At 68.9% G+C, this 23,137-nt stretch carries 23 protein-coding genes; 12 read left to right on the top strand and 11 right to left on the bottom strand.

The genetic code is table 11. The annotated features are described in order from the left end of the window. The 11 genes from BHE75_RS13590 to BHE75_RS13540 form a co-directional block, all read left to right on the top strand. Positions 1–1,132, top strand: a 1,132-nt coding sequence (locus tag BHE75_RS13590; RefSeq protein ID WP_254684453.1) for a chemotaxis protein CheA, incomplete at its 5' end; no start/stop codon positions are given. Between the two features lie 115 nt (positions 1,133–1,247). Beyond that, complete coding sequence (locus tag BHE75_RS13585; protein WP_015457311.1) at positions 1,248–2,087, top strand: CheR family methyltransferase; 840 nt, start codon at positions 1,248–1,250, stop codon at positions 2,085–2,087. Between the two features lie 55 nt (positions 2,088–2,142). After that, positions 2,143–2,508, top strand: coding sequence for a response regulator (locus BHE75_RS13580; RefSeq protein WP_041865098.1), 366 nt, complete (start codon positions 2,143–2,145; stop codon positions 2,506–2,508). A 14-nt stretch (positions 2,509–2,522) separates the two neighbouring features. Beyond that, a complete protein-coding gene (locus tag BHE75_RS13575; RefSeq protein WP_070934212.1) occupies positions 2,523–3,566 on the top strand; it encodes a chemotaxis protein CheB in 1,044 nt (347 codons plus the stop codon). Then, a complete protein-coding gene (locus BHE75_RS13570) occupies positions 3,566–3,850 on the top strand; it encodes a hypothetical protein (RefSeq protein ID WP_015457308.1) in 285 nt (94 codons plus the stop codon). Before BHE75_RS13575 ends, BHE75_RS13570 begins: the two co-directional genes overlap by 1 nt. Before the next feature lie 94 nt (positions 3,851–3,944). After that, positions 3,945–4,646: a response regulator transcription factor CtrA gene (ctrA, locus tag BHE75_RS13565; RefSeq protein WP_015457307.1), complete on the top strand. Its 702-nt coding sequence runs from the start codon at positions 3,945–3,947 to the stop codon at positions 4,644–4,646. Between the two features lie 215 nt (positions 4,647–4,861). Continuing rightward, complete coding sequence (locus BHE75_RS13560) at positions 4,862–5,284, top strand: hypothetical protein (RefSeq protein ID WP_015457306.1); 423 nt, start codon at positions 4,862–4,864, stop codon at positions 5,282–5,284. 127 nt (positions 5,285–5,411) lie between these two features. Beyond that, positions 5,412–6,863, top strand: coding sequence for a circularly permuted type 2 ATP-grasp protein (locus tag BHE75_RS13555; RefSeq protein ID WP_070934209.1), 1,452 nt, complete (start codon positions 5,412–5,414; stop codon positions 6,861–6,863). After that, positions 6,863–7,798, top strand: a complete 936-nt coding sequence (locus tag BHE75_RS13550) for an alpha-E domain-containing protein (protein ID WP_015457304.1) — start codon at positions 6,863–6,865, stop codon at positions 7,796–7,798. Before BHE75_RS13555 ends, BHE75_RS13550 begins: the two co-directional genes overlap by 1 nt. Beyond that, on the top strand, positions 7,767–8,612 hold the full coding sequence (locus BHE75_RS13545; RefSeq protein WP_254684552.1) for a transglutaminase family protein: 846 nt from the start codon (positions 7,767–7,769) through the stop codon (positions 8,610–8,612). The genes BHE75_RS13550 and BHE75_RS13545 overlap by 32 nt, the downstream gene beginning before the upstream one ends. 24 nt (positions 8,613–8,636) lie before the next feature. Next, a complete protein-coding gene (locus tag BHE75_RS13540) occupies positions 8,637–9,404 on the top strand; it encodes a peptidase (protein WP_070934204.1) in 768 nt (255 codons plus the stop codon). Between the two features lie 56 nt (positions 9,405–9,460). Here the strand turns inward: BHE75_RS13540 and gltA are convergent, their stop codons facing one another. Both gltA and gltX read right to left on the bottom strand, forming a co-directional pair. Beyond that, positions 9,461–10,744 (bottom strand): citrate synthase, encoded by a 1,284-nt coding sequence (gene gltA, locus BHE75_RS13535; RefSeq protein ID WP_015457301.1) that lies wholly within the window; start codon positions 10,742–10,744, stop codon positions 9,461–9,463. A gap of 23 nt (positions 10,745–10,767) precedes the next feature. After that, positions 10,768–12,216 (bottom strand): glutamate--tRNA ligase, encoded by a 1,449-nt coding sequence (gene gltX, locus BHE75_RS13530; protein WP_070935882.1) that lies wholly within the window; start codon positions 12,214–12,216, stop codon positions 10,768–10,770. A gap of 102 nt (positions 12,217–12,318) precedes the next feature. On the opposite strand from gltX, the gene BHE75_RS13525 reads away from it, so the two are divergent. Further along, positions 12,319–14,478, top strand: coding sequence for a ComEC/Rec2 family competence protein (locus tag BHE75_RS13525; protein ID WP_070934202.1), 2,160 nt, complete (start codon positions 12,319–12,321; stop codon positions 14,476–14,478). Here the strand turns inward: BHE75_RS13525 and lexA are convergent. The 9 genes from lexA to BHE75_RS13480 form a co-directional block, all read right to left on the bottom strand. Continuing rightward, entirely contained in the window at positions 14,472–15,158 is a 687-nt protein-coding gene (gene lexA / locus BHE75_RS13520) for a transcriptional repressor LexA (RefSeq protein ID WP_015457298.1), read from the bottom strand. The genes BHE75_RS13525 and lexA overlap by 7 nt on opposite strands. Before the next feature lie 55 nt (positions 15,159–15,213). Further along, positions 15,214–16,407, bottom strand: a complete 1,194-nt coding sequence (locus BHE75_RS13515; protein ID WP_070934199.1) for a molybdopterin molybdotransferase MoeA — start codon at positions 16,405–16,407, stop codon at positions 15,214–15,216. 2 nt (positions 16,408–16,409) lie between these two features. After that, positions 16,410–16,886, bottom strand: a complete 477-nt coding sequence (moaC, locus tag BHE75_RS13510) for a cyclic pyranopterin monophosphate synthase MoaC (protein WP_070934197.1) — start codon at positions 16,884–16,886, stop codon at positions 16,410–16,412. Then, on the bottom strand, positions 16,883–17,677 hold the full coding sequence (gene trpC / locus BHE75_RS13505; RefSeq protein WP_070934195.1) for an indole-3-glycerol phosphate synthase TrpC: 795 nt from the start codon (positions 17,675–17,677) through the stop codon (positions 16,883–16,885). Before trpC ends, moaC begins: the two co-directional genes overlap by 4 nt. A 72-nt stretch (positions 17,678–17,749) precedes the next feature. Then, the gene (gene trpD / locus BHE75_RS13500; protein ID WP_070934194.1) at positions 17,750–18,745 is read right to left on the bottom strand and encodes an anthranilate phosphoribosyltransferase; all 996 of its coding nucleotides are present in this window, start codon (positions 18,743–18,745) and stop codon (positions 17,750–17,752) included. After that, positions 18,742–19,329, bottom strand: a complete 588-nt coding sequence (locus tag BHE75_RS13495) for an anthranilate synthase component II (RefSeq protein ID WP_015457293.1) — start codon at positions 19,327–19,329, stop codon at positions 18,742–18,744. Before BHE75_RS13495 ends, trpD begins: the two co-directional genes overlap by 4 nt. 62 nt (positions 19,330–19,391) lie before the next feature. After that, positions 19,392–19,583, bottom strand: a complete 192-nt coding sequence (locus BHE75_RS13490; protein ID WP_015457292.1) for a hypothetical protein — start codon at positions 19,581–19,583, stop codon at positions 19,392–19,394. Between the two features lie 80 nt (positions 19,584–19,663). Continuing rightward, entirely contained in the window at positions 19,664–21,205 is a 1,542-nt protein-coding gene (gene trpE / locus BHE75_RS13485; protein ID WP_070934192.1) for an anthranilate synthase component I, read from the bottom strand. Continuing rightward, the gene (locus BHE75_RS13480; RefSeq protein WP_070934191.1) at positions 21,202–23,127 is read right to left on the bottom strand and encodes a peptidyl-prolyl cis-trans isomerase; all 1,926 of its coding nucleotides are present in this window, start codon (positions 23,125–23,127) and stop codon (positions 21,202–21,204) included. The genes trpE and BHE75_RS13480 overlap by 4 nt, the downstream gene beginning before the upstream one ends. Positions 23,128–23,137: the final 10 nt, after the last annotated feature.

Below are 23,137 nucleotides of genomic sequence, written 5' to 3'. Positions count from 1 at the left end.
CGGTCCCGGCGCGCTGCGCCATGGCCATGAACCGCTGCTTCTGCTGCGCGAGCTGGCTGCGCTCGGCGGGGAGCTTCTGTCGGTCGATCATGCGGATATCCCGGCGCTCGACGCGCTCGATCCGCGCGGTGCCTATCTGGGCTGGACCTTCCGGCTGCCCGCCGACGTGCCGCGCGCCGCGATCGCGGAGATATTCGAGTTCGTCGCGGGCGAATGCGATCTCGCGATCGAGCGGGCGGACGCTGCGGCCCTTCCGGCTCCTGCGCCGGCAGCCCACGTCGTTTCCCTGCCGCCCGTGCGTCCGAAAGCCGCCGCTTCGTTCGCCGCGCCGCAGACGATCCGGGTCGATCTCGACAAGCTCGACCGCCTCGTCGATCTGATCGGGGCGCTCGGCCTGGCCCAGACGCGGCTGGGGCTGCGGCTTGGGGGCGAGGGACTGGCCGGCATCGCCGAAATGGCCGATCTCGATCGGCTGGCCCGCGATCTCCAGCACAGCGCGCAGGCGATCCGCACCCAGCCGGTCGAGGCGGTGTTCAGCCGCGTCCACCGCATCGTCCGCGAGCTGGAGGCGCAGACCGGCAAGCGCATCAGGCTGGAGGTGGAAGGCGAAGATATCGAGCTTGATCGCACCGTCATCGAACGGATCGGCGAGCCGCTGACCCATCTGATCCGCAACTCCGTCGATCATGGTATTGAGCTGCCGGCCGATCGCGTCGCCGTGGGCAAGCCGGCCGAAGGCGTCGTCCGCCTCGCCGCCGTGCACGGCGAGGGCGAGGTGCTCATCACCGTCGAGGATGACGGGCGCGGCATCGATCGCGATCATGTCCGCGCGCTCGCCGTCGATCGCGGCCTCGTGCCCGCCGACGCGCGGCTGAGCGAGGAGGAGGTGGACGAGCTGATCTTCGTCCCCGGCTTCTCCACCGCGCGGGCGCTGTCCAGCATTTCCGGGCGCGGCGTCGGCATGGATGTCGTCCGCCAGAATGTGCGGGCGCTGGGCGGCCGGATCGTCATCCGATCCCGGCCGGGGCAGGGCACCGCCTTCACCCTCGCGCTGCCGTTGCCGCGCGCCGTAGCGCCGCCATTTCAAGGCTTGATGGCGCCGCCGCCGATCCTGCACAGGGCGCACGGGTGATCGCGGATATGGAAAGGCGGGGCAGGGTGGCGTTGTTGGTGGATAGCATTGGCGATCGGCGGCGGTCGGCGGCCCGGCTTGTCGATCGGTCCGCCCGCCGGCGGGCCTGATCGCGATGTTCCGGAAGTCATCCGGTGGCGGCCCGGCGCTTTCCCCCGCCGATTTCGCGGCGATCGCGACGCTTGCCCACAGCCATGCCGGCATCGTCCTCGGCCCGGAAAAGGCCGCGTCGGTCGCCGTCCGCCTTTCCGCCCGGCTGCGTGCGCGGGGGTGCGAAGTCTTCGCCGATTATGTCGCCCTGATCCGCACCGACAGCGAGGAACGCGCGCTGGCGATCGAGACGCTGGCCGATACGGAAACCGCCTTCTTCCGGGATGACGGCCATTTCCGTCATGTCGCCGAGCATCTCCGCCCGGCCATCCTCGATCGGGTGGCGCGGGGCGATCGGGTGCGCTTGTGGTCGGCCGGCTGCGCCACGGGCGAGGAAGCTTATTCGCTCGCCCTCGCGCTCCTCGGCCCCGCATCCGCCGATGCCCGCGCGATCCTGGACGGCGATGTCCTGATCCTCGCCACCGATCTCAGCCGTCAGGCGCTCGATGCCGCCCGCCGCGGCCTTTATCCGGCCGCCGCCAATATCCCGCCACCCCTTCGCGCTGCCTGGACGGCGGCCGTCCCCGCCGGGATCGAGATCCGCGAAGCCGTGCGCAACCTCATCCGCTTCCGCCAGCTCAACCTGCTCAACGCCTGGCCCGTCAGCGGCCTGTTCGATGCGATCCTCTGCCGCAACGTGATGCCCGATTTCGACGAGCCGACCCGCCAGCGCCTGATCGGCCGCCTGGCGGACCAGATCGTTCCCGGCGGCCATCTTTATATTGGCGCGGACGAAACCCTCGCCGGTCCCGCCGCCGATCGTTTCGCGCCCGCCGGCCAGGGCATCTTCCGCAAGCGCGCCTAGGGCTTTCTTAACCACGCCCGGCCGAAAAGGGCGCGAAGGCGGAAGGGTGCAGCGCATGTCCAGGAAGATTCTCGCGGTAGACGATTCGCCCAGCATGCGGCTCCTGCTTCGCGCCACGCTCAGCCAGCGCGGCTATGGGGTGGCAGAGGCGGAGGACGGCCTGGCCGCGCTCGCCTGGCTGGAAGGCAATATGCCGAGCCTCGTCATCACCGACATCAACATGCCCCGCCTCGACGGCTTCGGCCTGATCGAGCGGCTGCGCGCCCGCGCCGATTTCGTCGATACGCCGATCCTCGTCCTCACCACCGAAAGCGGGGAGGACAAGCAGGCCCGCGCGCGGGCGGCCGGCGCCACGGGATGGATCGTGAAGCCCTTCGATCCCGAACGGCTGGCCGCTGCCGTCCGCCGCGTCGTGCACTGAAAAGGGGGGAGCCGATGTCGCAGGCCCGCGTCCTGGTGGTGGATGATTCGGTGACGATGCGCGCGCTCTTCGCCAGCGTGCTGGACAAGGCCGAGGGCGTCGAGGTGGTCGGCCATGCCGGCGATGCAGACGAGGCCCGCCGCCAGATCGAGGCGCTCGCCCCCGACGTCATGACGCTGGATGTCGAGATGCCGGGCATGAGCGGCCTTGATTTCCTGGAAGAGGTGATGCGCGACCGGCCGATGCCGGTGGTGATGCTCTCCTCCGTCACGCAGAAGGGCGCCGCCGCCTCGCTCCGCGCGCTGGAGCTGGGGGCGGTGGAATGCTTTCCCAAGCCGCAGCAATCCTCGCTGGAGGAGTTTACCCGCCTCGCGCCCAAGCTGATCGCGCTGGTCCGCGCCGCGGCCGCCGGCCGCGTGCCGACCGGCGAGCGCCGTCCTTATGTCCGCGCGACCGAGGAGCCGTTCGACTGGAACGGCCGCATCGTCGCGATCAGCGCCGGCACCGGCGGGGTCGATGCGCTGCTCCGCATCCTGCCAGAGCTTCCGGCCAATTGCCCGCCCACCATCATCCTGATGCCGCTCGATCCCGATTTCGTCGATCCGCTCGTGGCCCGCCTCGCGCTGGCCACGAAAGCGGAGGTCTGCCTCGCGCAGGACGGCCTCACCCTCCGGCAGGGCTATATCTATCTGGCGGCCGATCCGCGCTTCCACATTGTCGTCGATCGCTGGCCTGATGCCTCGATGCGGCTGATCTCGTCCGATCCGGTGGCGGGGGCCCGGCCATCGGCCAGCCTGCTCTTCGCGACGCTCGCCAAGACGGCGAAAGCCGATTCGATCGGGGTGATGCTCACCGCGCTCGGCACCGACGGGGCGGCGGGGCTGAAGGCGCTGAAGGCGGCCGGCGGCACCACCATCGTCCAGGACCCCGCCACCGCCATGGTGCGCGAGGCGCCGTCCGCCGCCATCGCGGCGGGTGCCGCGGCCGCGGTCGTCGCCCTCGACGATATCGGCCTGCTGCTCCGGTCCGAATCGCAGCGCGCGCAGGCGGCCGCCTGATGGAGGGGGAGGAGGATCGTCGCATCCTGCGGCTGCTCGCCGACGAGCTGGATGCCGTCTGCGGCCGGCTGGAAAGGCTGGGCGGCGTGCTGTGCGACAACATCACGCTCAACGCCGAACTCATCGTCGAACTTCAGGCACTTGACGATATCGGCCAGCGCCAGGCCGCCATCGCCCGCATCCTGCGTGCCGCCGATCTTCCGCAGGCGGCGCAAGGCATTACGCTGGAAAGCATTCGTCGGCGCCTAGGCACGGCCTGCCCCGGAAACGGAAATTCCCCTTAACCCCCGTTTAACCTTTTGCGTTCATCAAGCGTGTGGTTAATCATCTATCGCGGGCCGGAAAGGGCGTTTCCGGCAGCGAGGGGGACGGATCGCTATGCGCGTGCTGCTGATCGAGGACGAACCGACGACCGCGAAGAGCATCGAACTGATGCTCAACGCTGAAGGCTTCAATGTCTACACCACGGATCTGGGCGAGGAAGGCCTCGATCTTGGCAAGCTCTATGATTACGATCTGATCGCTCTCGATCTGAACCTGCCGGACATGCACGGCTATGACGTGCTGAAGAAGCTCCGCGCTTCGCGGGTGCAGACGCCGGTGCTGATCCTGTCCGGCATTTCGGAGATGGATTCGAAGGTGCGGGCGCTGGGCTTCGGCGCGGACGATTACGTCACCAAGCCCTTCCATCGCGAGGAACTGATCGCCCGCATCCATGCGGTCGTCCGCCGGTCCAAGGGCCATTCGCAGTCGGTGATCCGCACCGGCAAGCTGGCGGTGAACCTCGATGCCAAGACCGTCGAGGTCGATGGCGCGCGCGTCCACCTGACGGGCAAGGAATATGCGATGCTGGAGCTGCTTTCGCTCCGCAAGGGCACCACGCTCACCAAGGAAATGTTCCTGAACCATCTCTATGGCGGGATGGACGAGCCGGAACTGAAGATCATCGACGTGTTCATCTGCAAGCTGCGCAAGAAGCTGAGCCTCGCTTGCGGTGGCGAGAATTATATCGAGACCGTCTGGGGCCGCGGCTATGTGCTGCGCGATCCCGACGAAGCGAGCATCGCCCAGGTCGCCTGATCCGGGCCGGATGGGGGCGGCTTTTCCGCTCCCTTCGCTCCCGCGCCTCTCCTTGGAAAAGCTTTCCGCCGTCGGCCTTTGGCTGGCGGCGTCGTGCTGCGTGCACGCTCCCGCAATCCGCGTCCGCTTCGCGCATCACATGCCATCCCGGCAGCTTGGCGCCGCCGGCCGGCTCATTTAGTGAATGAACGAAACTAAATGAGGAGAGGCGAATCATGGACATGGACCGGGCGAAGGATTTCTGCCGCAGCTATGGCGATGCGATGGCCAGTGGAAAGGCGGGTGCGCTCGCCGATCATTATGGCTTCCCTTATGTTTCCTTCACGGGCGGCTATATTTCCCGGTTCGAGGATCGGGCCGAGGCCGATGCCATGGTGCAGGCCCATCTCGATCGCTTCCAGCGCAGCGGCCTCGGCCTCGACATCCGGCTTGCCGATTACCGGGTGGAGCCGGTTTCCGGCACCGGTGCGCTCTGCCATCTGCGTTGGGAAATCCATCCCGAAAAGGGCGAAGGCTGGGCGTGGGACAATGTCTACGGCCTGCGCCAGACGGCCGATGGCCAGCATTTCGAATTCAACGTGTCGGACAATGAATTCGGCGAGCTGCTCGCCCGCTACCCGGATTTCATGAGCGTCTGACCGGATTTGCGGCACTGCTCCCTTGCGAGTGGTGCCGTCCCATGCGCGCGCGTTCCAAACAGGCTCTTGTGCAATGCAGCAAAGCGTTGCAGTCTTCCTGTAACAGAAAGGACGCGCAAAGCAGCCTATGGGGAAGAGAGCCGCTTTCGACGAGATCAGAGGGCATGAGGGCGGGGACGCCGCACGGCCCGAATTCGCCGCGCTGGGGAGCTGGATCAGGGATACGCCCCCCGCCGAGCTGAACCGGCGGCAGCAGGCGGCCGAAGCGGCCTTCCGTCAGCTGGGCATCACCTTCGCCGTCTATGGCGAGGCGGAAGCCGCCGAACGGATCATCCCCTTCGATATCGTGCCGCGCGTCTTCACGGCCCCCGAATGGGCCAGGCTTTCCGAAGGGCTGGTGCAGCGGGTGGTGGCGATCAACGCCTTCCTCGACGATGTCTATGGCGCGCGGCGGATCATCGCCGATGGCGTTGTGCCGCCCGAACTGATCCTTGCCAACCCGCAGTTCCGGCCGGTCCTCGCCGGCGCCCGCCCGCCGCACGGCATCTTCGCCCATATCTGCGGCATCGATCTCGTCCGTACCGGGCCGGACGAATTCTTCGTGCTCGAGGATAATGCCCGCACGCCCTCGGGCGTCTCCTACATGCTCGAAAACAGGGAGGCGATGCTCCGCCTCTGCCCGGAATTGTTCGAGCTGTTTCCCGTGGCGCCGGTCGACGATTATCCCGATGCGCTGCACGGAACGCTGCGCTCGGTGGCGCCCAGGGGGCGGTCGAGCAATCCGGTCTGCGTGCTGCTGACCCCCGGCCATTTCAACTCGGCCTTCTACGAACACAGCTTCCTCGCCGATTCCATGGGGATCGAGCTGGTCGAGGCGGCCGATCTGGTGGTGGACGACGATATCGTCTGGATGAAGACGATCGAGGGGCTGGTGCGGGTGGACGTGATCTATCGCCGTCTCGACGACGATTATCTCGATCCGCTCGTCTTCCTGCCCGAATCCGTGCTCGGCGTGCCGGGGCTGGTCTCCGCTTATATGGCGGGCAACGTCACGCTGGTGAACGCGCCGGGCACCGGCATCGCCGATGACAAGGCGATCTACAGCTACATGCCGGAAATCGTGAAATATTATACCGGCAGCGAGGCGAAGCTGCCCAATGTCGAAACCTGGCGCTGCCGCGAGCCCGATTGCCTGCGCTACGTGCTCGACAATCTTTCCGATCTGGTGGTGAAACTGGTCGACGGATCGGGCGGCTACGGCATGCTGGTCGGCCCCACCGCCACCCGGCACGAGATCGAATGCTTCCGCGCCGCCCTGGTGGCGGAGCCGCATCGCTACATCGCCCAGCCGACGCTGGCGCTTTCCACCGTGCCGACGCTGACCGAGCAGGGCGTGGCGCCGCGCCATGTCGATTTCCGGCCCTTCGTCCTGTCGGGCGCCGACGGCGTCACAATCGTTCCCGGCGGCCTTACCCGCGTGGCGCTCCGCGAAGGATCGCTCGTCGTCAATTCCAGCCAGGGCGGGGGCACCAAGGACAGCCTGATCCTGCTCGATCGGCCGCAGCGGGGAGAGCGCTGATGCTCAGCCGCACCGCCGCCTCGCTCTACTGGCTGGGCCGTTATGTCGAACGCGCCGAATTCACCGCGCGGCTGATCGAGGCGACGATCCGCCTCGATGCGCTATCCCCCCGCCCCGCGGGCATGGGGGCCTGGGAAAGCGCGCTCGCCGTCGCGGCGGCGGACCATGGCTTCGCCGCGACCGGGGAGGGGCTGAACCCCGCCAACGTCGCCCGCTATCTCACACTTTCCAACGATAATCCCAGCTCGATCCGGTCCTGCCTTGATAGCGCGCGGGGCAATGCGCGCGCCGTCCGCACCGCGCTCTCGCGGGAGGCGTGGGAAGCCATCAACCGCGCCTGGCTGGGCCTGCGCGACCGTTCGTCCACCGGCGGCACCCATGCGACGCTGGCGCTGGTCGATGCGGTGAAGGCGGAAACGCGCGGTTTCGAAGGGGCGCTGCACCGCATGCTGCGCAACGAGCCTTCGTGGTTCATCAGCCTTGGCGCCGCGGTCGAGCGGGCGGACAACACGGCGCGCCTGATCGACGTCAAATATCACCTGCTCCTGCCCGAGGGCGAAATGGTCGGCGGCGTGATGGATCGCGACCAGTGGACCACCATTCTCCACACGGTATCGGCGGTCACCGCCTATCGCTGGCTCTATCGCGATGGTCTGCGCCCGGTGCAGGTGGCGGAGCTGCTGATCCACCGGCGGGAACTGCCGCGTTCGCTGGCGGCTTCGGTGGACGAGGTCGTTTCCCACCTCAACCTGCTGGGCAAGCGCACGGGGTTGCAGGGCGAGGCCGATCGCATGGCGCGGGCGCGGCAGGCGACGATGGCGCGTGACAGCATCGATCGGGTCATCGCCGGCGGGCTCCACGAGTATCTCTCCGCCTTCATCGTGGAGAATTCCGCGCTTGACCGTGCGATCGGAAAGCAGTTCCGCTTCGCCTGACATGCGGCTCTTCGTCCATCATCGCACGGATTACCGCTTCAGCGAGCCGCAGGATCGCGTCGTCCAGCTGCTGCGGCTCGTGCCGGCCAGCCATATCGGCCAGAATGTCGTCGATTGGCGGATCGACGTGGATTGCAACGCGCGGCTCCGCCTCGGCCGGGACGGTTTCGGCAATGAAACGGCGATGCTCTATATCGACGGGCCGGTCCATGCGGTCAGCCTCGCGGTGATGGGGGAGGTGCTGACGCAGGATCAGGCCGGCATGGTGGCGGGGGCCGCCGAAACCCTGCCGCCCGTCCTCTATATCCGCGCGACGCCGCTGACCGCCGCGTCGGAACCGATCCGCGCGCTCGCGGCCGAGGTGGAGGGCGCCGACGGCACGTCCCTCGATCGCGCGCACCGGCTGATGGCGCTGGTCCATCGCCGGATGCGCTTCGTCCCCGGCAGGCGGATCGACGGGCGCAATGCCGCCACCGCTTATGCGGAAGGGGAGGGCAATGCCGCCGATCTGGCCCACGTGCTGATCGCGGCCGCCCGCCGGCTCGGGCTGCCGGCGCGCTATGTTTCCGGCCATGTGCTGCGCCCCGCCCACCAGCATGAATGGCATGAGGCGGCGCATGCCTGGGCGGAGCTGCACATCGCCGATTTCGGCTGGATCGGCTTCGATCCCACCGCCGATCGCTGCCCGGACGACCATTATGTCCGCGTCGCCATCGGCCTCGATCACCGCGACGCCGCCCCCGTTTCCGGCACCCGCACCGGCGGCGGCAGCGAGGTGCTGGATGTCGGCGTTCGCGTTGGAATCGAGGGCTGACGATCCTCGACGGGAGGAAATGGCGTGACCTACTGCCTCGGCATCCTGCTCCGCGACGGGCTTGTCCTGATCTCCGACACCCGGACCAATGCCGGGATCGACAACATATCGATCTATCGCAAGATGCATGTGCTGGCGGACACGCCTGACCGGTTGATCCTGTGCATGAGCGCGGGCAACCTCTCCGTCACCCAGAACGTCCTCGGCCAGCTCGCCGAAGGGCAGCCGCCCCTGATGGCGGACGACCCGCCGCGCCGCATCGAAGACATGCCGAGCATGTTCCGCGCCGCCCAGCTGGTCGGCGAAGCGGTGATGATCGCCGGTCGCGAGCTGAAGCCGGCGCTTGCCGCGGCCGGCGTCCCCTCGGGCATCTCGCTGCTGATTGGCGGGCGGATCGGCGGCGGCCCGCTGGCGCTCTTCCTGGTCTATGACGCCGGCAATTTCATCGAATGCGGCCGGGATACGCCCTTTCTTCAGATCGGCGCCACCGCCTACGGCAAGCCCATTCTCGATCGCGCGCTCGCTTATGATTCGCCGCTGGACGAAGCGGTGAAGGTCGGGCTGCTCTCCTTCGACAGCACGATCCGCTCCGACCTTTCGGTCGGCCTGCCGTTCGACATGGTGGTGATGCCCGCCGATCCGGCCCTGCCGGTGGTGCGCCGCCGGCTGGAAAGCGACGACGCCTATTTCCAGGAGCTGTCGGCCCGCTGGTCGCAGCTTCTCAACGAAAGCCGCACGGCGGTTCCCGATCCGCCCTTCCTGGCCGAAGCCGGCATTTCACCGCGCGCATAAGAAAAGCCCGGCCTCGCGAACGAGACCGGGCTTTCTTTCGTCGAGCGGCGCCGGGATCAGCGCTGGGCGAGCGGCACGTAATCGCGCTGCGCGGCACCCGTGTAGAGCTGGCGCGGGCGGCCGATCTTCTGCTCGGGATCGGCGATCATCTCGTTCCACTGCGCGACCCAGCCGACGGTGCGGGCGAGGGCGAACAGCACGGTGAACATCGTCGTCGGGAAGCCGATCGCCGACAGGATCACGCCCGAATAGAAGTCCACGTTCGGGTAGAGCTTCTTCTCGATGAAATAGGGATCGGTGAGCGCGATCTCCTCGAGCTTGCGGGCCACGTCCAGGATCGGATCCTGCTTGCCCAGCTTGTTGAGCACCTCGGTCGCCGCCTTGCCGAGCACCTTCGCGCGCGGATCGTAATTCTTGTAGACGCGGTGGCCGAAGCCCATCAGGCGGAACGGATCGTCCTTGTTCTTGGCGCGGGCGATATATTCCGGAATGCGATCGATATGGCCGATCTCGCGCAGCATGTTGAGCGCGGCCTCGTTCGCGCCGCCATGGGCGGGGCCCCACAGGCAGGCGATGCCGGCGGCGATGCAGGCGAACGGATTGGCGCCCGAGGAACCCGCGAGGCGGACCGTTGAAGTCGAGGCGTTCTGTTCGTGATCGGCATGCAGGATGAAGATCTTGTCCATCGCCGCTTCCACGACCGGATCGATCTCATATTCCTCGGCCGGGACCGAGAAGGTCATGTTCAGGAAGTTGCCGGTGTAGGACAGGTTGTTCTTCGGATAGACGAAGGGTTGGCCGACCGAATATTTATAGGCCATCGCCGCGATCGTCGGGATCTTGGCGATCAGGCGGTGGCTGGCCACGAGCCGCTGGTGCGGATCGGAGATGTCCGTGGAATCGTGGTAGAAGGCCGAGAGCGCGCCAACCACGCCGCACATCACCGCCATCGGGTGGGCATCGCGACGGAAGCCGCGATAGAATTGGGCGAGCTGCTCATGCACCATGGTGTGGCGCGTGATGTGGTTGGAGAACTGCTCCAGCTCCGACTTGGACGGCAGTTCGCCGTTCAGCAGGAGGTAGCTCACCTCCATGAAGTTGGACTGTTCGGCAAGCTGATCGATCGGGTAGCCGCGGTGGAGCAGCACGCCCTGGTCGCCATCGATGAAGGTGATCTTGGATTCGCAGCTTGCGGTGGAGGTGAAGCCGGGATCGTAGGTGAAGGCGCCGGTGTTGGCGTAGAGCTTTCGGATGTCGATCACATCGGGACCGACGCTGCCGGACAGGACCTTATATTCGGAGTCCTTGCCGCCGATTTCGAGTTTGGCGCTATCGCCCATGGGTCTTTCTCCTACTAATCCAGTCAGACGCCCGTCTGGGCCAGCCTGTCGGCCAGGCGGCCGAGGCTCTCTTCGCGACCGAGGAGGGCCAGAACGTCGAAAATCCCCGGCGATGTCGCCCGGCCGGTGAGCGCCGCGCGAAGCGGTTGCGCCACCTTGCCCAGCTTCAGGCCGGCCGCCTCCGCAACCTCGCGAACCGCCGCTTCAAGTGCAGGGGCGTTCCACTCCGCGACCGAGGCTATCGCTTGCTCGGCCGAAGCCAGGACCGCGATTGCGGCGGTGTCTAGCAGGCTCGCGGCGGCTTCGTCCACGTCTATGGGGCGTGTGCGAAACAGGAAGGTCGAAGCCCCAGTCAACTCCGCCAAATCCTTGGCCCTTGGCTGAAGAACGGGCATGGCGCGGCGCAGCAAATCCATGTCCGCATCGCCAAGCGGACGGCCGATCAGCGCATCGACTCGGGGACGGATCAGCTCCGCCAGACGGGCCGGATCGGCCTCGCGGATATAGTGGCCGTTCAGATTTTCGAGCTTCTTGAGATCGAAGCGCGAGGGCGATCGGCCGACGCCGGCAAGATCGAACCATTCGATCGCCTGGTCGCGGCTGATGATCTCTGCATCGCCGTGGCCCCAGCCGAGCCGCAGCAGATAATTGTTGAGCGCTTCGGGCAGGATGCCGAGATCGTCGCGATAGGCATCCACGCCCAGCGCGCCATGCCGCTTGGAAAGCTTCGCCCCATCCGCGCCGTGGATCAGCGGGACATGGGCGTAGACCGGCTCCGGCCAGCCCATCGCCCGGATGATACCGAGCTGGCGGAAGGCGTTGTTGAGATGGTCGTCGCCGCGGATCACATGGGTGACGCCCATGTCGTGATCGTCCACCACCACGGCGAGCATATAGGTGGGCGTGCCGTCCGAACGGAGCAGGATCATGTCGTCCAGCTCGGCATTCTTCACCGTCACCGCGCCCTGGACGCGATCGTGGATCGTCGTCTCGCCCTCCCGCTCGGCCTTCAGGCGGATGACGAAGGGGGCGCCTTCCGGCGCCTCGGCCGGATCGCGATCGCGCCAGCGGCCGTCATAGCGCAGCGGCTGCTTGGCGGCGCGCTGCTGTTCGCGCAGCTCGGCCAGTTCCTCGGCGGTTGCGTAGCATTTATAGGCGTGGCCCGCCGCCAGCATCTGGTGCGCGACCTCGGCATGGCGCGCGGCGCGGGCGAACTGGAACACGGGCGGCTCATCGCCTTCCAGCCCCAGCCAGGCGAGGCCGTCCAGGATCGCATCGATCGCGGGCTGGGTGGAGCGCGCGCGATCCGTGTCCTCGATCCGCAGCAGGAAGCGGCCGCCATGGTGGCGGGCGAAGAGATAGTTGAACAATGCGGTGCGGGCGCCGCCGATGTGCAGGAAACCGGTCGGCGAAGGCGCGAATCGGGTGACGACGGGACGGGTCTCGACGGGTGCTTCGGTGCTTGCGCCCACGCGCGCTTTCTCCAAGGATGGCGGCCGATGGCCAGCGAATTCGGCACCGCCCCTAGCATGGCTTCCCCCGCGCTACAAACCGGGCGGGGGCGATTGTGGAGCATGGGGATCGGCCGCGCTTTCCGGGCGCTTGAAGCGGGCCTGGACAGGGAGCGGGACCAGCTTTTCCTGTGGCTTCCGGTGGCGCTGGGTGCGGGAATCACGGCCTGGCTCCTGTCGCCGGGGAGCAGGCAATGGATCGCCTTCGTGCTGGCGGCGCTGGGAGGCGGCCTTGCCTGCACGCTCCTGCCGGGCGGCACCCGCGCCCGGCGGATCGGCATCATCGGCGGCCTTGCCCTCGCCGCGGGATGCGCGCTGATCTGGTGGCGGGCGGAACATGTGGCCGCGCCCCGGCTCGAAAGGCCGTTGGTCGCGGCGTTCACGGCGCGGGTCATTGCGGTCGATCGGCTGGCGGCGCGCGATATCGTGCGGCTGACGCTCGCATCGCCGAGCGACCGGGAGCTGCCGCCGCGGATTCGCGTCAATGTCGCCGCCGCCGATCTGGCCGGGGACATCCTTCCGGGAAGCCGTGTCGCCTTGCGGGCCAGGCTGATGCCGCCGCCGCCGCCGGCGGTGCCTGGGGCCTATGATTTCGCGCGGGTCGCGTGGTTTCAGGGGCTGGGGGCGACGGGACGGGCGCTGGGGCCGGTGGAACGGGTGGGCGATACGGTGCCGCGAGGCTTCTGGCAGACGCTGATGGCGTGGCGCGGGGGGCTTTCCGCCCATGTCCAGGCCCAAGTGGCGGGAAGCGCGGGCGGCATTGCCGCAGCGCTCGCCACCGGCGACCAGGGCGGCATCGCCGAGGCGGATGCCGATGCCATGCGCCGATCGGGCCTTGCGCACCTGCTTTCGATCAGCGGCCTGCATGTGACGGCGATGATCGGCGCGACCATGTGGATCATGCTGCGGCTGCTGGCGTTGAGCCCCGCGCTGGCGCTGCGCGCGCCCTTGCCGCTGATCGCGGCCGGCGGCGGCGCGCTGGCGGGCATCGCCTATACGCTGCTGGCCGGGGCCGAGGTGCCCACCGTCCGTTCCTGCGTGGCGGCGCTGCTGGTGCTGGTGGGGATCGCGATGGGGCGCGATGCCATCACGCTGCGGCTGGTGGCCGCCGGCGCGATCACCGTCCTGGTCCTCTGGCCGGAGGCGCTGGCGGGGCCGAGCTTCCAGCTGAGCTTCGCCGCCGTCACCGCCATCATCGCCCTCCACGAACATCCCCGGGTGCGCGCCTTCCTGTCGCGGCGGGACGAGGGGATATTGGCGGGGTGGGGACGATCGCTGGCGGGGCTGCTGCTGACCGGCCTCGTGGTCGAGGCGGCGCTCGCGCCGATCGCGCTCTTCCATTTCCATCAGGCGGGCCTCTACGGCGCCTTCGCCAATATCGTCGCGATCCCGCTCACCACCTTCATCGTCATGCCGCTGGAGGCGTTGGCGCTGATCGCCGATCTGGGCGGGCTGGGCGCGCCCTTATGGTGGCTGGCGGGCAAGGCGCTGGCATTGCTGCTGGCCATCGCCCATGCCGCCGGATCGGCGCCGGGGGCCGTGAAGATGCTGCCGTCCATGCCGGGCGGCGCCTTTGCGCTGATGATCGCGGGCGGGCTGTGGATCGCGCTGTGGCGCACGCGCATGCGGTGGATCGGCCTCGCGCCGCTGGCGGCCGGCGCGGCCTGGGCGCTGGCCACGCCCGCGCCCGACCTCATCGTCACGGGAGACGGGCGGCATCTGGCGCTGCGCGATCCGGATGGCGGCCGGCTGGCGCTGCTGCGTCCCCGCGCGGGGGATTATGTCCGCGATCTGCTGGGGGAGGCGGCCGGCGTGGACGAAGCCGGGATTGCCATCGACGATTGGCCGGGTGCCCGCTGCGGACCCGATCTGTGCGCCGTCACGATCGACCGCAACGGCCGGCGATGGGCCTTGCTCGCCACCCGATCACCCAATTTCGTCGACATCGCGGCGATGAACCGGGCCTGCGCCACGGCGGATATCGTCGTCAGCGACCGGCGCCTGCCCCGAAGCTGCCGTCCGCGCTGGCTGAAGATCGATCGGCCCTTCCTCTCCCGGACCGGCGGTGTCGCCATCGATCTCGCGCGCGGCCATATCCGTTCGGTCGAGGCCGGGCGGCGGGGCAAGCCATGGGCCGAATCCGCCGCGGCCCCTTATCGAAACCCAACACCGGCCGAGCGCCGGGCGAGCGGCCCCGCAGCCGTGGCTTCGGGCAATCAGTAGCGGCGGATCAGCCCGGCCAGCCGGCCCTGCACGCGGACCTGGTTGGGGCGATAGCGCATCGGATCATAAGCGCGGTTCGCCGGATCGAGGCGGACCATCGCGCCTTCGCGGCGGAAATATTTGAGCGTCGCCTCGCTGTCGTCGATCAGCGCCACGACGATCTCCCCGTCGCGGGCCACATCGGTGCGGCGGATCAGCGCGAAGTCGCCGTCCAATATGCCGGCCTCGACCATCGAATCCCCGGAAACCTCGAGCGCATAATGCTCGCCCGGCCCCAGCAGGGCGGCCGGCACCGAAAGCGACGTCTGCCCTTCCAGCGCCTCGATCGGCAGGCCGGCGGCGATGCGCCCGTGCAGGGGCAGCTCGATCACGTCGTTCGCCGCTTCCGGCAAGATCTGCGCGGCGGGCTTCAGCATCGCCGGCCGCGAGGGCGCGGCCTGCGGCGCGGGCTTCGCGTTCGGCGCCCGTTCCGGCATGCGCAGCACCTCCAGCGCGCGCGCGCGATTGGGCAGGCGGCGGATGAAGCTCCGTTCCTCGAGCGCGCTGATCAGGCGATGCACGCCGGATTTGGACTTCAGGTCCAGCGCGTCCTTCATCTCCTCGAACGAAGGCGAAACCCCCGTTTCGGCCAGCCGATCATGAATGAAGCAGAGCAGTTCATGTTGCTTGCGCGTCAGCATGGCGGACCCCGATAAGGAACGAACGGGGAACGTGTAGGAAACGTAACGCTTCCTGTCAAGCGATGGTAAGTATCCTGGCAATATCGCCGACATGCGCGGGCGGCGCATAAGCGGGGCGGACGATCAGCAGGTCCGCATCGGCCAGCCCCGACAGGCCGGCGCTGTCCTGCACGGGCAGCGCCCTTGCCCGCGCGCCCACGCGGCATCCGCGCAGGAATTCCATGCGATTGCCGGTGGCGGGCAGGGGGCCGGCGAGGCGCATGGCCACGGCGCGATCGAACGGATCGGCCGCCCCGCCGAGGTGCCGGATCAGCGGCAGCAGGAACAGCCGCGCCGTCACATAAGCGGAAACCGGATTGCCGGGCAGGCCCAGCACGATGCCGTCGCCCAGGCGGCCGGCCATCAGCGGCTTGCCCGGCTTTACCGCGATCCGCCAGAAATCGATCGCGGCCCCCGCGGCGATAAGCGCGGGCCGCACGAAATCGCGATCGCCCACCGATGCGCCGCCGGTGGTGACGATGATATCGGCATGGCGGGCGGCGGCGATGGCGGCGGCCGTGGCATCGGGATCGTCGGGGACGATGCCATGATCTTCCACCTCGGCCGGCACGCTGGCGGCGATCAAGGCGGCCAGCATCGGCGCGTTGGAGGAGGGCAATTGCGACGCCGATGTGGGCGCGCCCGGCGGAACAAGCTCGTCCCCGGTGGAGATCAGCGCCACGCGCGGCCGGCGGCGGACGGGAAGCGCGCCATGGCGGGCGGCGGCGGCGAGCCCGATGGCGGCCGGGGACGCCCGCCCGCCGCGATGGAGGAGGATGGCGCCTTCGCCGAAATCGGCGCCTTTCCGGCGTATATGGGCACCGGCATGCGGCGGGCCTTCGCCGTTCAGCGCCATCCGGTCGCCCTCGCGCGCGGCCTCTTCCTGCACGAGGACGGTATCGGCGCCCGTGGGGATCGGCGCGCCGGTGAAGATGCGCGCCGCCTCGCCGGCCTGGATCGCGAAGCCGGGCAGCGATCCCGCCGCGCTTTCCCCGACCACGCGCCAGGGGCCGGGCATGTCGGCGAAGCGGATCGCATATCCGTCCATGATCGAAAGATCGGCGGCGGGCTGGGTGCGCCGCGCCGCCACGTCCCGCGCGATCCAGCGGCCGGCGGCCTGATCGAGCGGCGCCAGTTCCCCGGCGAGCGGGGCCGCCAGCGCCAGCAGCCGCCTTTGGGCCTCGGCAAGGGGGATGAGGCCGGCCGCCATCGCTATTTCGCGGCCCAGTCCCCGGATCGCCCACCCGATTTGGCGAGCAGCCGGACGCCTTCGATCCGCATCTCGCGATCGAGCGCCTTGGCCATGTCGTAGATGGTGAGGAGCGCGACGGAGACGGCGGTCAGCGCCTCCATCTCCACGCCGGTCCGGTCGGTGGTGCGGGTGGTGGCGGTGGCGGTCACGCCGTCGTCATGCACCTCAAGCTCCACAACCACGCCGCTGATCGGCAGGGGATGGCACAGGGGAATGAGATCGCTGGTGCGCTTGGCCGCCATGATGCCGGCGATACGGGCGACGGCCAGCACATCGCCCTTGGCGACGGCGCCGTCGCGGATCGCGCGCGCGGCCTCGGCGGTCATCACGATCCGGCCGGTGGCGGTGGCCACGCGTCCCGTCACCGCCTTGGCGGAGACATCCACCATGCGAGCGGCGCCGGCCGCATCGATATGGGTGAGGCGCGTATCGCTCATTGCCCGGTCAGGAGCTTGCGCGTCGCGGCTTCCACGTCCGGCTGCCGCATCAGCGATTCCCCGACGAGGAAGCAGCCGACGCCATGTTCGGCCATCGCGTCCAGATCGGCCTTCGTGCCAAGCCCGCTTTCCGCGACGAAAGTGCAGCCGGCGGGCGCGCGGGCCGCCAGTTCATAGGTCCGCGCGAAATCCACGGTGAAATCCCGGAGATCGCGGTTGTTCACCCCGATCAGCCGCGATTCCAGCCGCAGTGCCCGATCGAGTTCGGCGGCATCGTGCACCTCGACCAGCGCGTCCATGCCATGATCGATGGCGGCGGCCTCGATCTCGGCCATCTGGCCGTCATCGAGGGCGGCGACGATGATCAGGATCGCATCCGCGCCCAGCGCGCGCGCTTCCGCCACCTGCCAGGGATCGACCATGAAATCCTTGCGCAGCACCGGCAGCCCGCAGGCCGCCCGCGCGGCCACCAGATAGCTGTCATGCCCCTGGAAATAGGGCTCGTCGGTCAGCACGGAGAGGCAGGCAGCCCCGCCTGCCTCATAGGCACGCGCATGGGCCGGCGGATCGAAATCGGCGCGGATCAGGCCCTTGGACGGGCTTGCTTTCTTGATCTCCGCGATCAGGCCGAAGCCGCCTGCGGCAACCCTGGCGTCCAGCGCCTTGCGGAAACCGCGCGGGGCCGGCTGGGCGGCGGCGCGGGCCTCGATGTCCGCCAGCGGGGTGGCGGCCTTGCGACGGGCGACTTCGGCCCGCTTGGTATCGCAGATTTCGATCAGCTTGTTGGTCATGACAGGCATTCCCTAACGGCATTCGGCCGGGATCGGGAACGCCTTTTTCCGGGGAGGCGGAAAAGCCCTGCTTTAGAAAGCGATCCAGCGATCCAGCAGGGCCGCCGCCCGGCCGCGATCGATCGCCTCGGCAGCGATCGCCACGCCGTCCCGAAGGTCGCTGGCCTGGCCGGCGACGATCAGCGCGGCCGCCGCGTTCAGCAGCACCGCATCGCGATAGGCGCCGGGCNCGCCCGCCAGCAGGCGGCGGAGCGCGGCGGCATTGTAGGCGGCGTCGCCGCCGCGCAGAGCCTCCAGCGGATGGCGGGCGAGCCCGGCATCCTCGGGCGCCAGCCGCAGCGTCTCGTCCCCGCAGGCGCCGATGCGGATGGCGCTGCTGGGGCCGGCGATCGAAAGCTCGTCCAGCGGCTCGTCGCCCGCCACCATCATCGCCGATTCGGTGCCGATCAGGCGCAGCGCCTCGGCATAGACCGGCAGATAATCCGGCCGCGCCACGCCGATCAGCTGGCGGCCCACCCGCGCGGGATTGGCGATGGGGCCGATCAGGTTGAAGATGGTCCGCCGGCCGATCGCGCGCCGCACGGCGGCCAGATGGCGCAGCGCGGGATGGTGGATCTGGGCGAAAAGGAAGGCGATGCCCAGTTCCGCAAGGCTCGCTTCGGCGCCGGCGGATGCGCGATCGAGATCGAGGCCCAGCGCCTCAAGCGTATCGGACGATCCGGCCTTGGACGATGCCGCCCGGTTGCCGTGCTTGGCCACCGGCACGCCGCAGGCCGCGACGACGATGGCGACGGCGGTGGACACGTTCAGGCTGTGCGAGCCATCGCCGCCGGTGCCGCATACGTCGATGGCGCCGGCGGGCGCGGCGACCGGGATCATCCGTTCGCGCAGCGCCATGGCGGCGGCCGCGATCTCGACGCTGGTTTCGTCGCGCTCGGCCATCACGGTCAGGAAAGTGCGGGCGGCATCGTCGGAAATTTTGCCGTCCAGCATGTCCGAAAAGGCGGCGAAGGCGGTCGCGTGGTCGAGCGGCCGGTCCGCCTCCGGCAGCAGGATCGTCGTCGTCATGCCGGCAGCCGGGCGTCGATGCCGGCAAGGCGCAGGAAATTGGCGATCAGATCATGGCCATGTTCGGTGGCGATGCTCTCGGGGTGGAACTGCACCCCATGGATCGGCAGCTCGCGATGGCGGAAACCCATCACCGTGCCGTCCGCCGTGCGGGCGTTCACCACCAGATCGGCGGGAATATCCTCCACCACCAGCGAGTGATAGCGGGTGGCGGTGAAGGGGGATGGAAGGCCGGCGAAGACGCCGCTGCCGTCATGTTCCACCGCGCTCGTCTTGCCGTGCATCAGCTCCGGCGCGCGCGTCACCCTGCCGCCGAAATGCTGGCCGATCGACTGGTGGCCCAGGCACACGCCGAGCAGCGGCTTGCCGGCCGCGGCGCAGGCCCCAACCAGCTCCAGCGATATGCCGGCTTCGTTGGGCGTGCACGGGCCGGGCGAGATCAGGAAGCCGGTCGCGCCGCTCGACATCGCCTGGCCGACGCCGATGGCGTCGTTGCGGACGACCTCCACCTCGGCCCCAAGTTCGCGCAGATAATGCACGAGGTTCCAGGTGAAGCTGTCATAATTGTCGATGACGAGGATCATGGCCCCGCCGCTTTAGGCAGGCCGGCGCGGTTGGGGAAGGGCTTTGTGCCCGCCCTCGCGCTTCAGGCGCCGCTGGCCTGCATCAGCGCATAGCCGCCGAGCGCGATGGCGCTGCCGGTGGAGACGCCCACCAGCAGCCATCCGCAGAGCTGCACCATGCGGGGATTGGGGCGATCGGCCTTGCGATTGCGGCTCGCGCTCGACAGCACGAAGCTCGTCAGCAATCCATAGGTCAACGCCGCAACTTCCACCATTACACTTACCCGCCCAGCTCTTCGCACCTGCAAAATCGCGGGCCTCCGGCTAAGGAATGGTTAACGTCGAGGCAAGCGGACTATTGGCCGAACCCCGCATCTCCGGCACGGCTCATCGCCTCGCGCGCGGCGGCGATCAGCGCGCCGGATTTCGCCTCGCACTCGCGCTGCTCATAAGCGGGGTCGCTGTCGGCGACGATGCCGGCGCCGGCCTGCACGTGCATCACGCCATCCTTCACCACGGCGGTGCGCAGCACGATGCAGCTGTCCATCGATCCATCGGGCGAGAAATAGCCGACGCCGCCGGCATAGGCGCCGCGCGTCTCCGGCTCCAGCTCGGCGATGATCTCGCACGCGCGGACCTTGGGCGCGCCGGATACGGTGCCGGCCGGGAAGCCCGCGAACAGCGCGTCCAGCGCATCCTTGTCAGGCGCGAGCCGGCCGACGACGTTGGAGACGATGTGCATGACGTGGCTGTATTTTTCGATGGTGTAGCTGTCTGTCACCGTCACGCTGCCGGCTTCGGCCACCCGGCCGACATCGTTGCGGCCAAGGTCCAGCAGCATCAGATGCTCGGCGCGTTCCTTGGGATCGGCCAGCAGCGAATCGCGGTTGGCGGCATCTTCCGCCGCCGTTCGCCCGCGCGGACGGGTGCCGGCGATCGGCCGGATCGTGACCTCGCCGGCGCGGGCGCGCACCAGTATCTCCGGGCTGGAGCCGATGATGGCGAAGCCCGGCATGTCGAGGAAATAGAGGAAAGGCGAAGGGTTGATCCGCCGCAGCGCGCGGTAGAGATCGAAGGGCGGCAGCGGGAAGGGCGTGGAGAAACGCTGCGCCAGCACCACCTGAAAGATGTCGCCGGCAGCGATATAGTCCTTCGCGCGCAGCACCATGTCGCGATAGCGCTCGGGCGCGACGGCCGGCTGCGGCGCGACTTCGGGCAGATCGGCGGGCACGGCCGCGCGCGGCGGCAGCGCGGCGGCGAGGCGCGCGGCGGCGGTTTCGATCCGTTCGACCGCACCGGCGACGGCGGCATCGCCGTCCAGCCCCGAATCGGGCCAGAGCGGCGCGATCAGGAACAGTTCGTCCGCCAGCCGATCGAACACCAGCACCAGCGTCGGCCGCACGAACAGCATGTCCGGCAGATCGAGCGGGTTGGCCGGCGGGCGGGGCAGCTTTTCCACCAGCCCGACCGTTTCATAGGCGAAATAGCCGACAAGGCAGGCGAGGGCGGAAGGCAGGCCTTCGGGCACGTCCATCCGGCAGGCGGCGACCAGCGCGCGCATCGCGGTGAGCGTGTCCTCGGCGCAGGGATCGAAGGCGTCGCGGTCCGCCAGCCACCGCCGGTTGATCGCGGCCCTGGTGCCTTCGGCGCGGAACACCAGGTCGGGCGCGAGGCCGAGCAGCGTATAGCGCCCCCGCGCCGCGCCGCCTTCCACGGATTCCAGCAGGAAATCGCCCCGGCCCGGCTCGATCAGCTTGAGCGCGGCGGCGATCGGCGTGTCGACGTCGGCGATCTGCCGCCGCCAGACCAGCGCGGGCCGCCCCGCGCGAAGGCTGGCCGCGGCGGCCCGGTCGGCGGCCTGATGGTCGCCGGCTCTCCTGTCGCCCGCCGGCTTCACTGGCCCTGGCCGCCCAGTTCAGCCTTGAGGGTGGCGATCGCCTGATCGTTGCGCTTCACGCCCACGTCGCGCGAGGCGGCGGCGATGAACTGCCGGGCATATTCCTCGCTGGCGATGCGGCGGAACTGATCGCGCAGCGAATTGACGAGCGCGGGTTCGTTGCGCGCGTCGCCGGGCACGATCTCGCCGAGCTGGACCAGGAACCAGCCCGCATCGTTGGGGGCCGCGATCAGCCGGATCTCGCCCTTCTTCATGCCGAACATCAGCTTGAGCGGGGGCGGAGCGGGACGGTCGTTGCGCAGCAGCTCGATCTGCCGCGCGCCGGCCTTGGCGGGGGCGGGCAGCTTGATCGGGGCCTGCGCGATGGCGTCCGCCAGCGGCGTGCCGGCCTTGGCCTTGGCGAGGATCGCATCGGCGATGGCGCGGGCCTGCTTGGCGGTGCGATCGGCGCGCACGGCGGCGACCACCTCGTCGCGCACCTTGTCCAGCGGGGCCGGCTCGGCGGGCACGACCTGCGAAACGGCGACGAGCGCATAACGCTGGCCGGCGCCAATCGTCTCGACGACGGGATCGTCGTCCGTGCCCATCTGGTTGGCGGAACGCAGCAGCAGCGGCAGCTCGGGCGGCGCCTTCCATTCGGGCTGGTCGGGCGCGCGGCCGTCGGAGAGCAGGGCCGGCGTGGTGACGATGGCGAGCTTCCGCTCCTTCGCCAGATCGTCGAAGCTCGCGCCGTCGGCGATCGCATCCTCGATCGCGCCCACCATCGTGCTCAGCGCCTCGTCGCGCTTCTGCCTGGCGAGCGATTCGGCGATCTCGCCGCGCACGGCGGCGAGCGGCCGTTCGGCCTTGGCGTTCACCGCATCGACCTTGACGACATACCAGCCGAGATCGGCCTTGATCGGGCCGACCACGCCGCCCTGCGCGGCCGCGAACACGGCGTCGGCCACGGCGGCGGACGCATTTTCGGCCAGTTTCGCCCTGGCGATGTCGGTCGTGATCGCCTCGCCCCCGGCCTGGCGGGCGGCATCGGCGATGGCGGTGCCGGCCTTCACCCTGGCAACGAGGTCCGCGGCGGCCTTCTGGTCGGGCAGGATCACCTGCGCGATCGATCGCGTCTCGCTGGCGCCGTAGGTCGCGGCATTGGCCTTGTAGAAGGCGTCGATCTCCGCATCGGTCGGCGCGGCGGGCGCCGCCACGTCATTCTCGCCGAACAGGGCGTAACGGATCACGCGGCGCTCGGGCACGGTGAAGCGGCCGATATTCGCCTTGTAGAAAGCCTCGATCTCGGCGGGCGTCGGCGCCGGGCCGGCCGGGATCGCGGCGGAAGGCACGATGCCGATCAGGCCGGAACGCTGTTCCAGCAGCAGCGAGGCGTTGGGCAGGATCAGCCCTTCGGGCATGCGGATGCCGCTGTCGATGGGCGAGAGCAGCTGGTTACGGATCAACTGCCCGGCGATATCCGCGCGCAACTGGCGCTCGCTGATCTTCGCCTGGGCCAGCGCCGCCTGCATGGCGCCGCGATCGAACCGGCCGGTAAGGCCGAAGAAGGCTGGCGTGCTGGCGATCTCGCCATCGATCAGGCGATCGCTGGCGGAAATGCCCTGCTTGCGGCCCCAGGCTTCCAGCGCGGTGAAGGAAATCAGCTGGTCGATCACCTGATCCACCCCGCCCTGCGCGGTGAAGGCGGCCATGCTGAGTTCGGGATTTTCGCGCTGCGCCTGCTTCAGCGCCAGATCGGTGCGCTGGCGGGCCTCGTTCGCGCTCAGCTTCCGGCCGCCGATCGTCGCGATCTGGGTGCCGCCGGAACTGCGGCCGTTGATCCAGCTCGGATCGATGCTCGTCACCGCAAAGGCGATCAGCACCAGCGCGAACAGCGCCAGTGCGGGCCAGGAAGTCAGTGCGCGACGGAAGAAGGAAATCATCTCTGGTCCC

Source organism: Edaphosphingomonas haloaromaticamans (assembly GCF_001853345.1).
GTDB classification, from domain to species: domain Bacteria; phylum Pseudomonadota; class Alphaproteobacteria; order Sphingomonadales; family Sphingomonadaceae; genus Sphingomonas_E; species Sphingomonas_E fennica.
This window is presented reverse-complemented; position numbering and strand designations above follow the sequence as displayed.

Bases quoted from the DNA above. Each gene is read 5' to 3' on its own strand.
- BHE75_RS13585 (WP_015457311.1), top strand. From the start codon at position 1,248: ATGTTCCGGAAGTCATCCGGTGGCGGCCCGGCGCTTTCCCCCGCCGAT.
- BHE75_RS13580 (WP_041865098.1), top strand. From the start codon at position 2,143: ATGTCCAGGAAGATTCTCGCGGTAGACGATTCGCCCAGCATGCGGCTC.
- BHE75_RS13575 (WP_070934212.1), top strand. From the start codon at position 2,523: ATGTCGCAGGCCCGCGTCCTGGTGGTGGATGATTCGGTGACGATGCGC.
- BHE75_RS13570 (WP_015457308.1), top strand. From the start codon at position 3,566: ATGGAGGGGGAGGAGGATCGTCGCATCCTGCGGCTGCTCGCCGACGAG.
- ctrA (WP_015457307.1), top strand. From the start codon at position 3,945: ATGCGCGTGCTGCTGATCGAGGACGAACCGACGACCGCGAAGAGCATC.
- BHE75_RS13560 (WP_015457306.1), top strand. From the start codon at position 4,862: ATGGACATGGACCGGGCGAAGGATTTCTGCCGCAGCTATGGCGATGCG.
- BHE75_RS13555 (WP_070934209.1), top strand. From the start codon at position 5,412: ATGGGGAAGAGAGCCGCTTTCGACGAGATCAGAGGGCATGAGGGCGGG.
- BHE75_RS13550 (WP_015457304.1), top strand. From the start codon at position 6,863: ATGCTCAGCCGCACCGCCGCCTCGCTCTACTGGCTGGGCCGTTATGTC.
- gltA (WP_015457301.1), bottom strand. From the start codon at position 10,744: ATGGGCGATAGCGCCAAACTCGAAATCGGCGGCAAGGACTCCGAATAT.
- BHE75_RS13525 (WP_070934202.1), top strand. From the start codon at position 12,319: ATGGGGATCGGCCGCGCTTTCCGGGCGCTTGAAGCGGGCCTGGACAGG.
- lexA (WP_015457298.1), bottom strand. From the start codon at position 15,158: ATGCTGACGCGCAAGCAACATGAACTGCTCTGCTTCATTCATGATCGG.
- BHE75_RS13515 (WP_070934199.1), bottom strand. From the start codon at position 16,407: ATGGCGGCCGGCCTCATCCCCCTTGCCGAGGCCCAAAGGCGGCTGCTG.
- moaC (WP_070934197.1), bottom strand. From the start codon at position 16,886: ATGAGCGATACGCGCCTCACCCATATCGATGCGGCCGGCGCCGCTCGC.
- trpC (WP_070934195.1), bottom strand. From the start codon at position 17,677: ATGACCAACAAGCTGATCGAAATCTGCGATACCAAGCGGGCCGAAGTC.
- BHE75_RS13495 (WP_015457293.1), bottom strand. From the start codon at position 19,329: ATGATCCTCGTCATCGACAATTATGACAGCTTCACCTGGAACCTCGTG.
- BHE75_RS13490 (WP_015457292.1), bottom strand. From the start codon at position 19,583: ATGGTGGAAGTTGCGGCGTTGACCTATGGATTGCTGACGAGCTTCGTG.
- BHE75_RS13480 (WP_070934191.1), bottom strand. From the start codon at position 23,127: ATGATTTCCTTCTTCCGTCGCGCACTGACTTCCTGGCCCGCACTGGCG.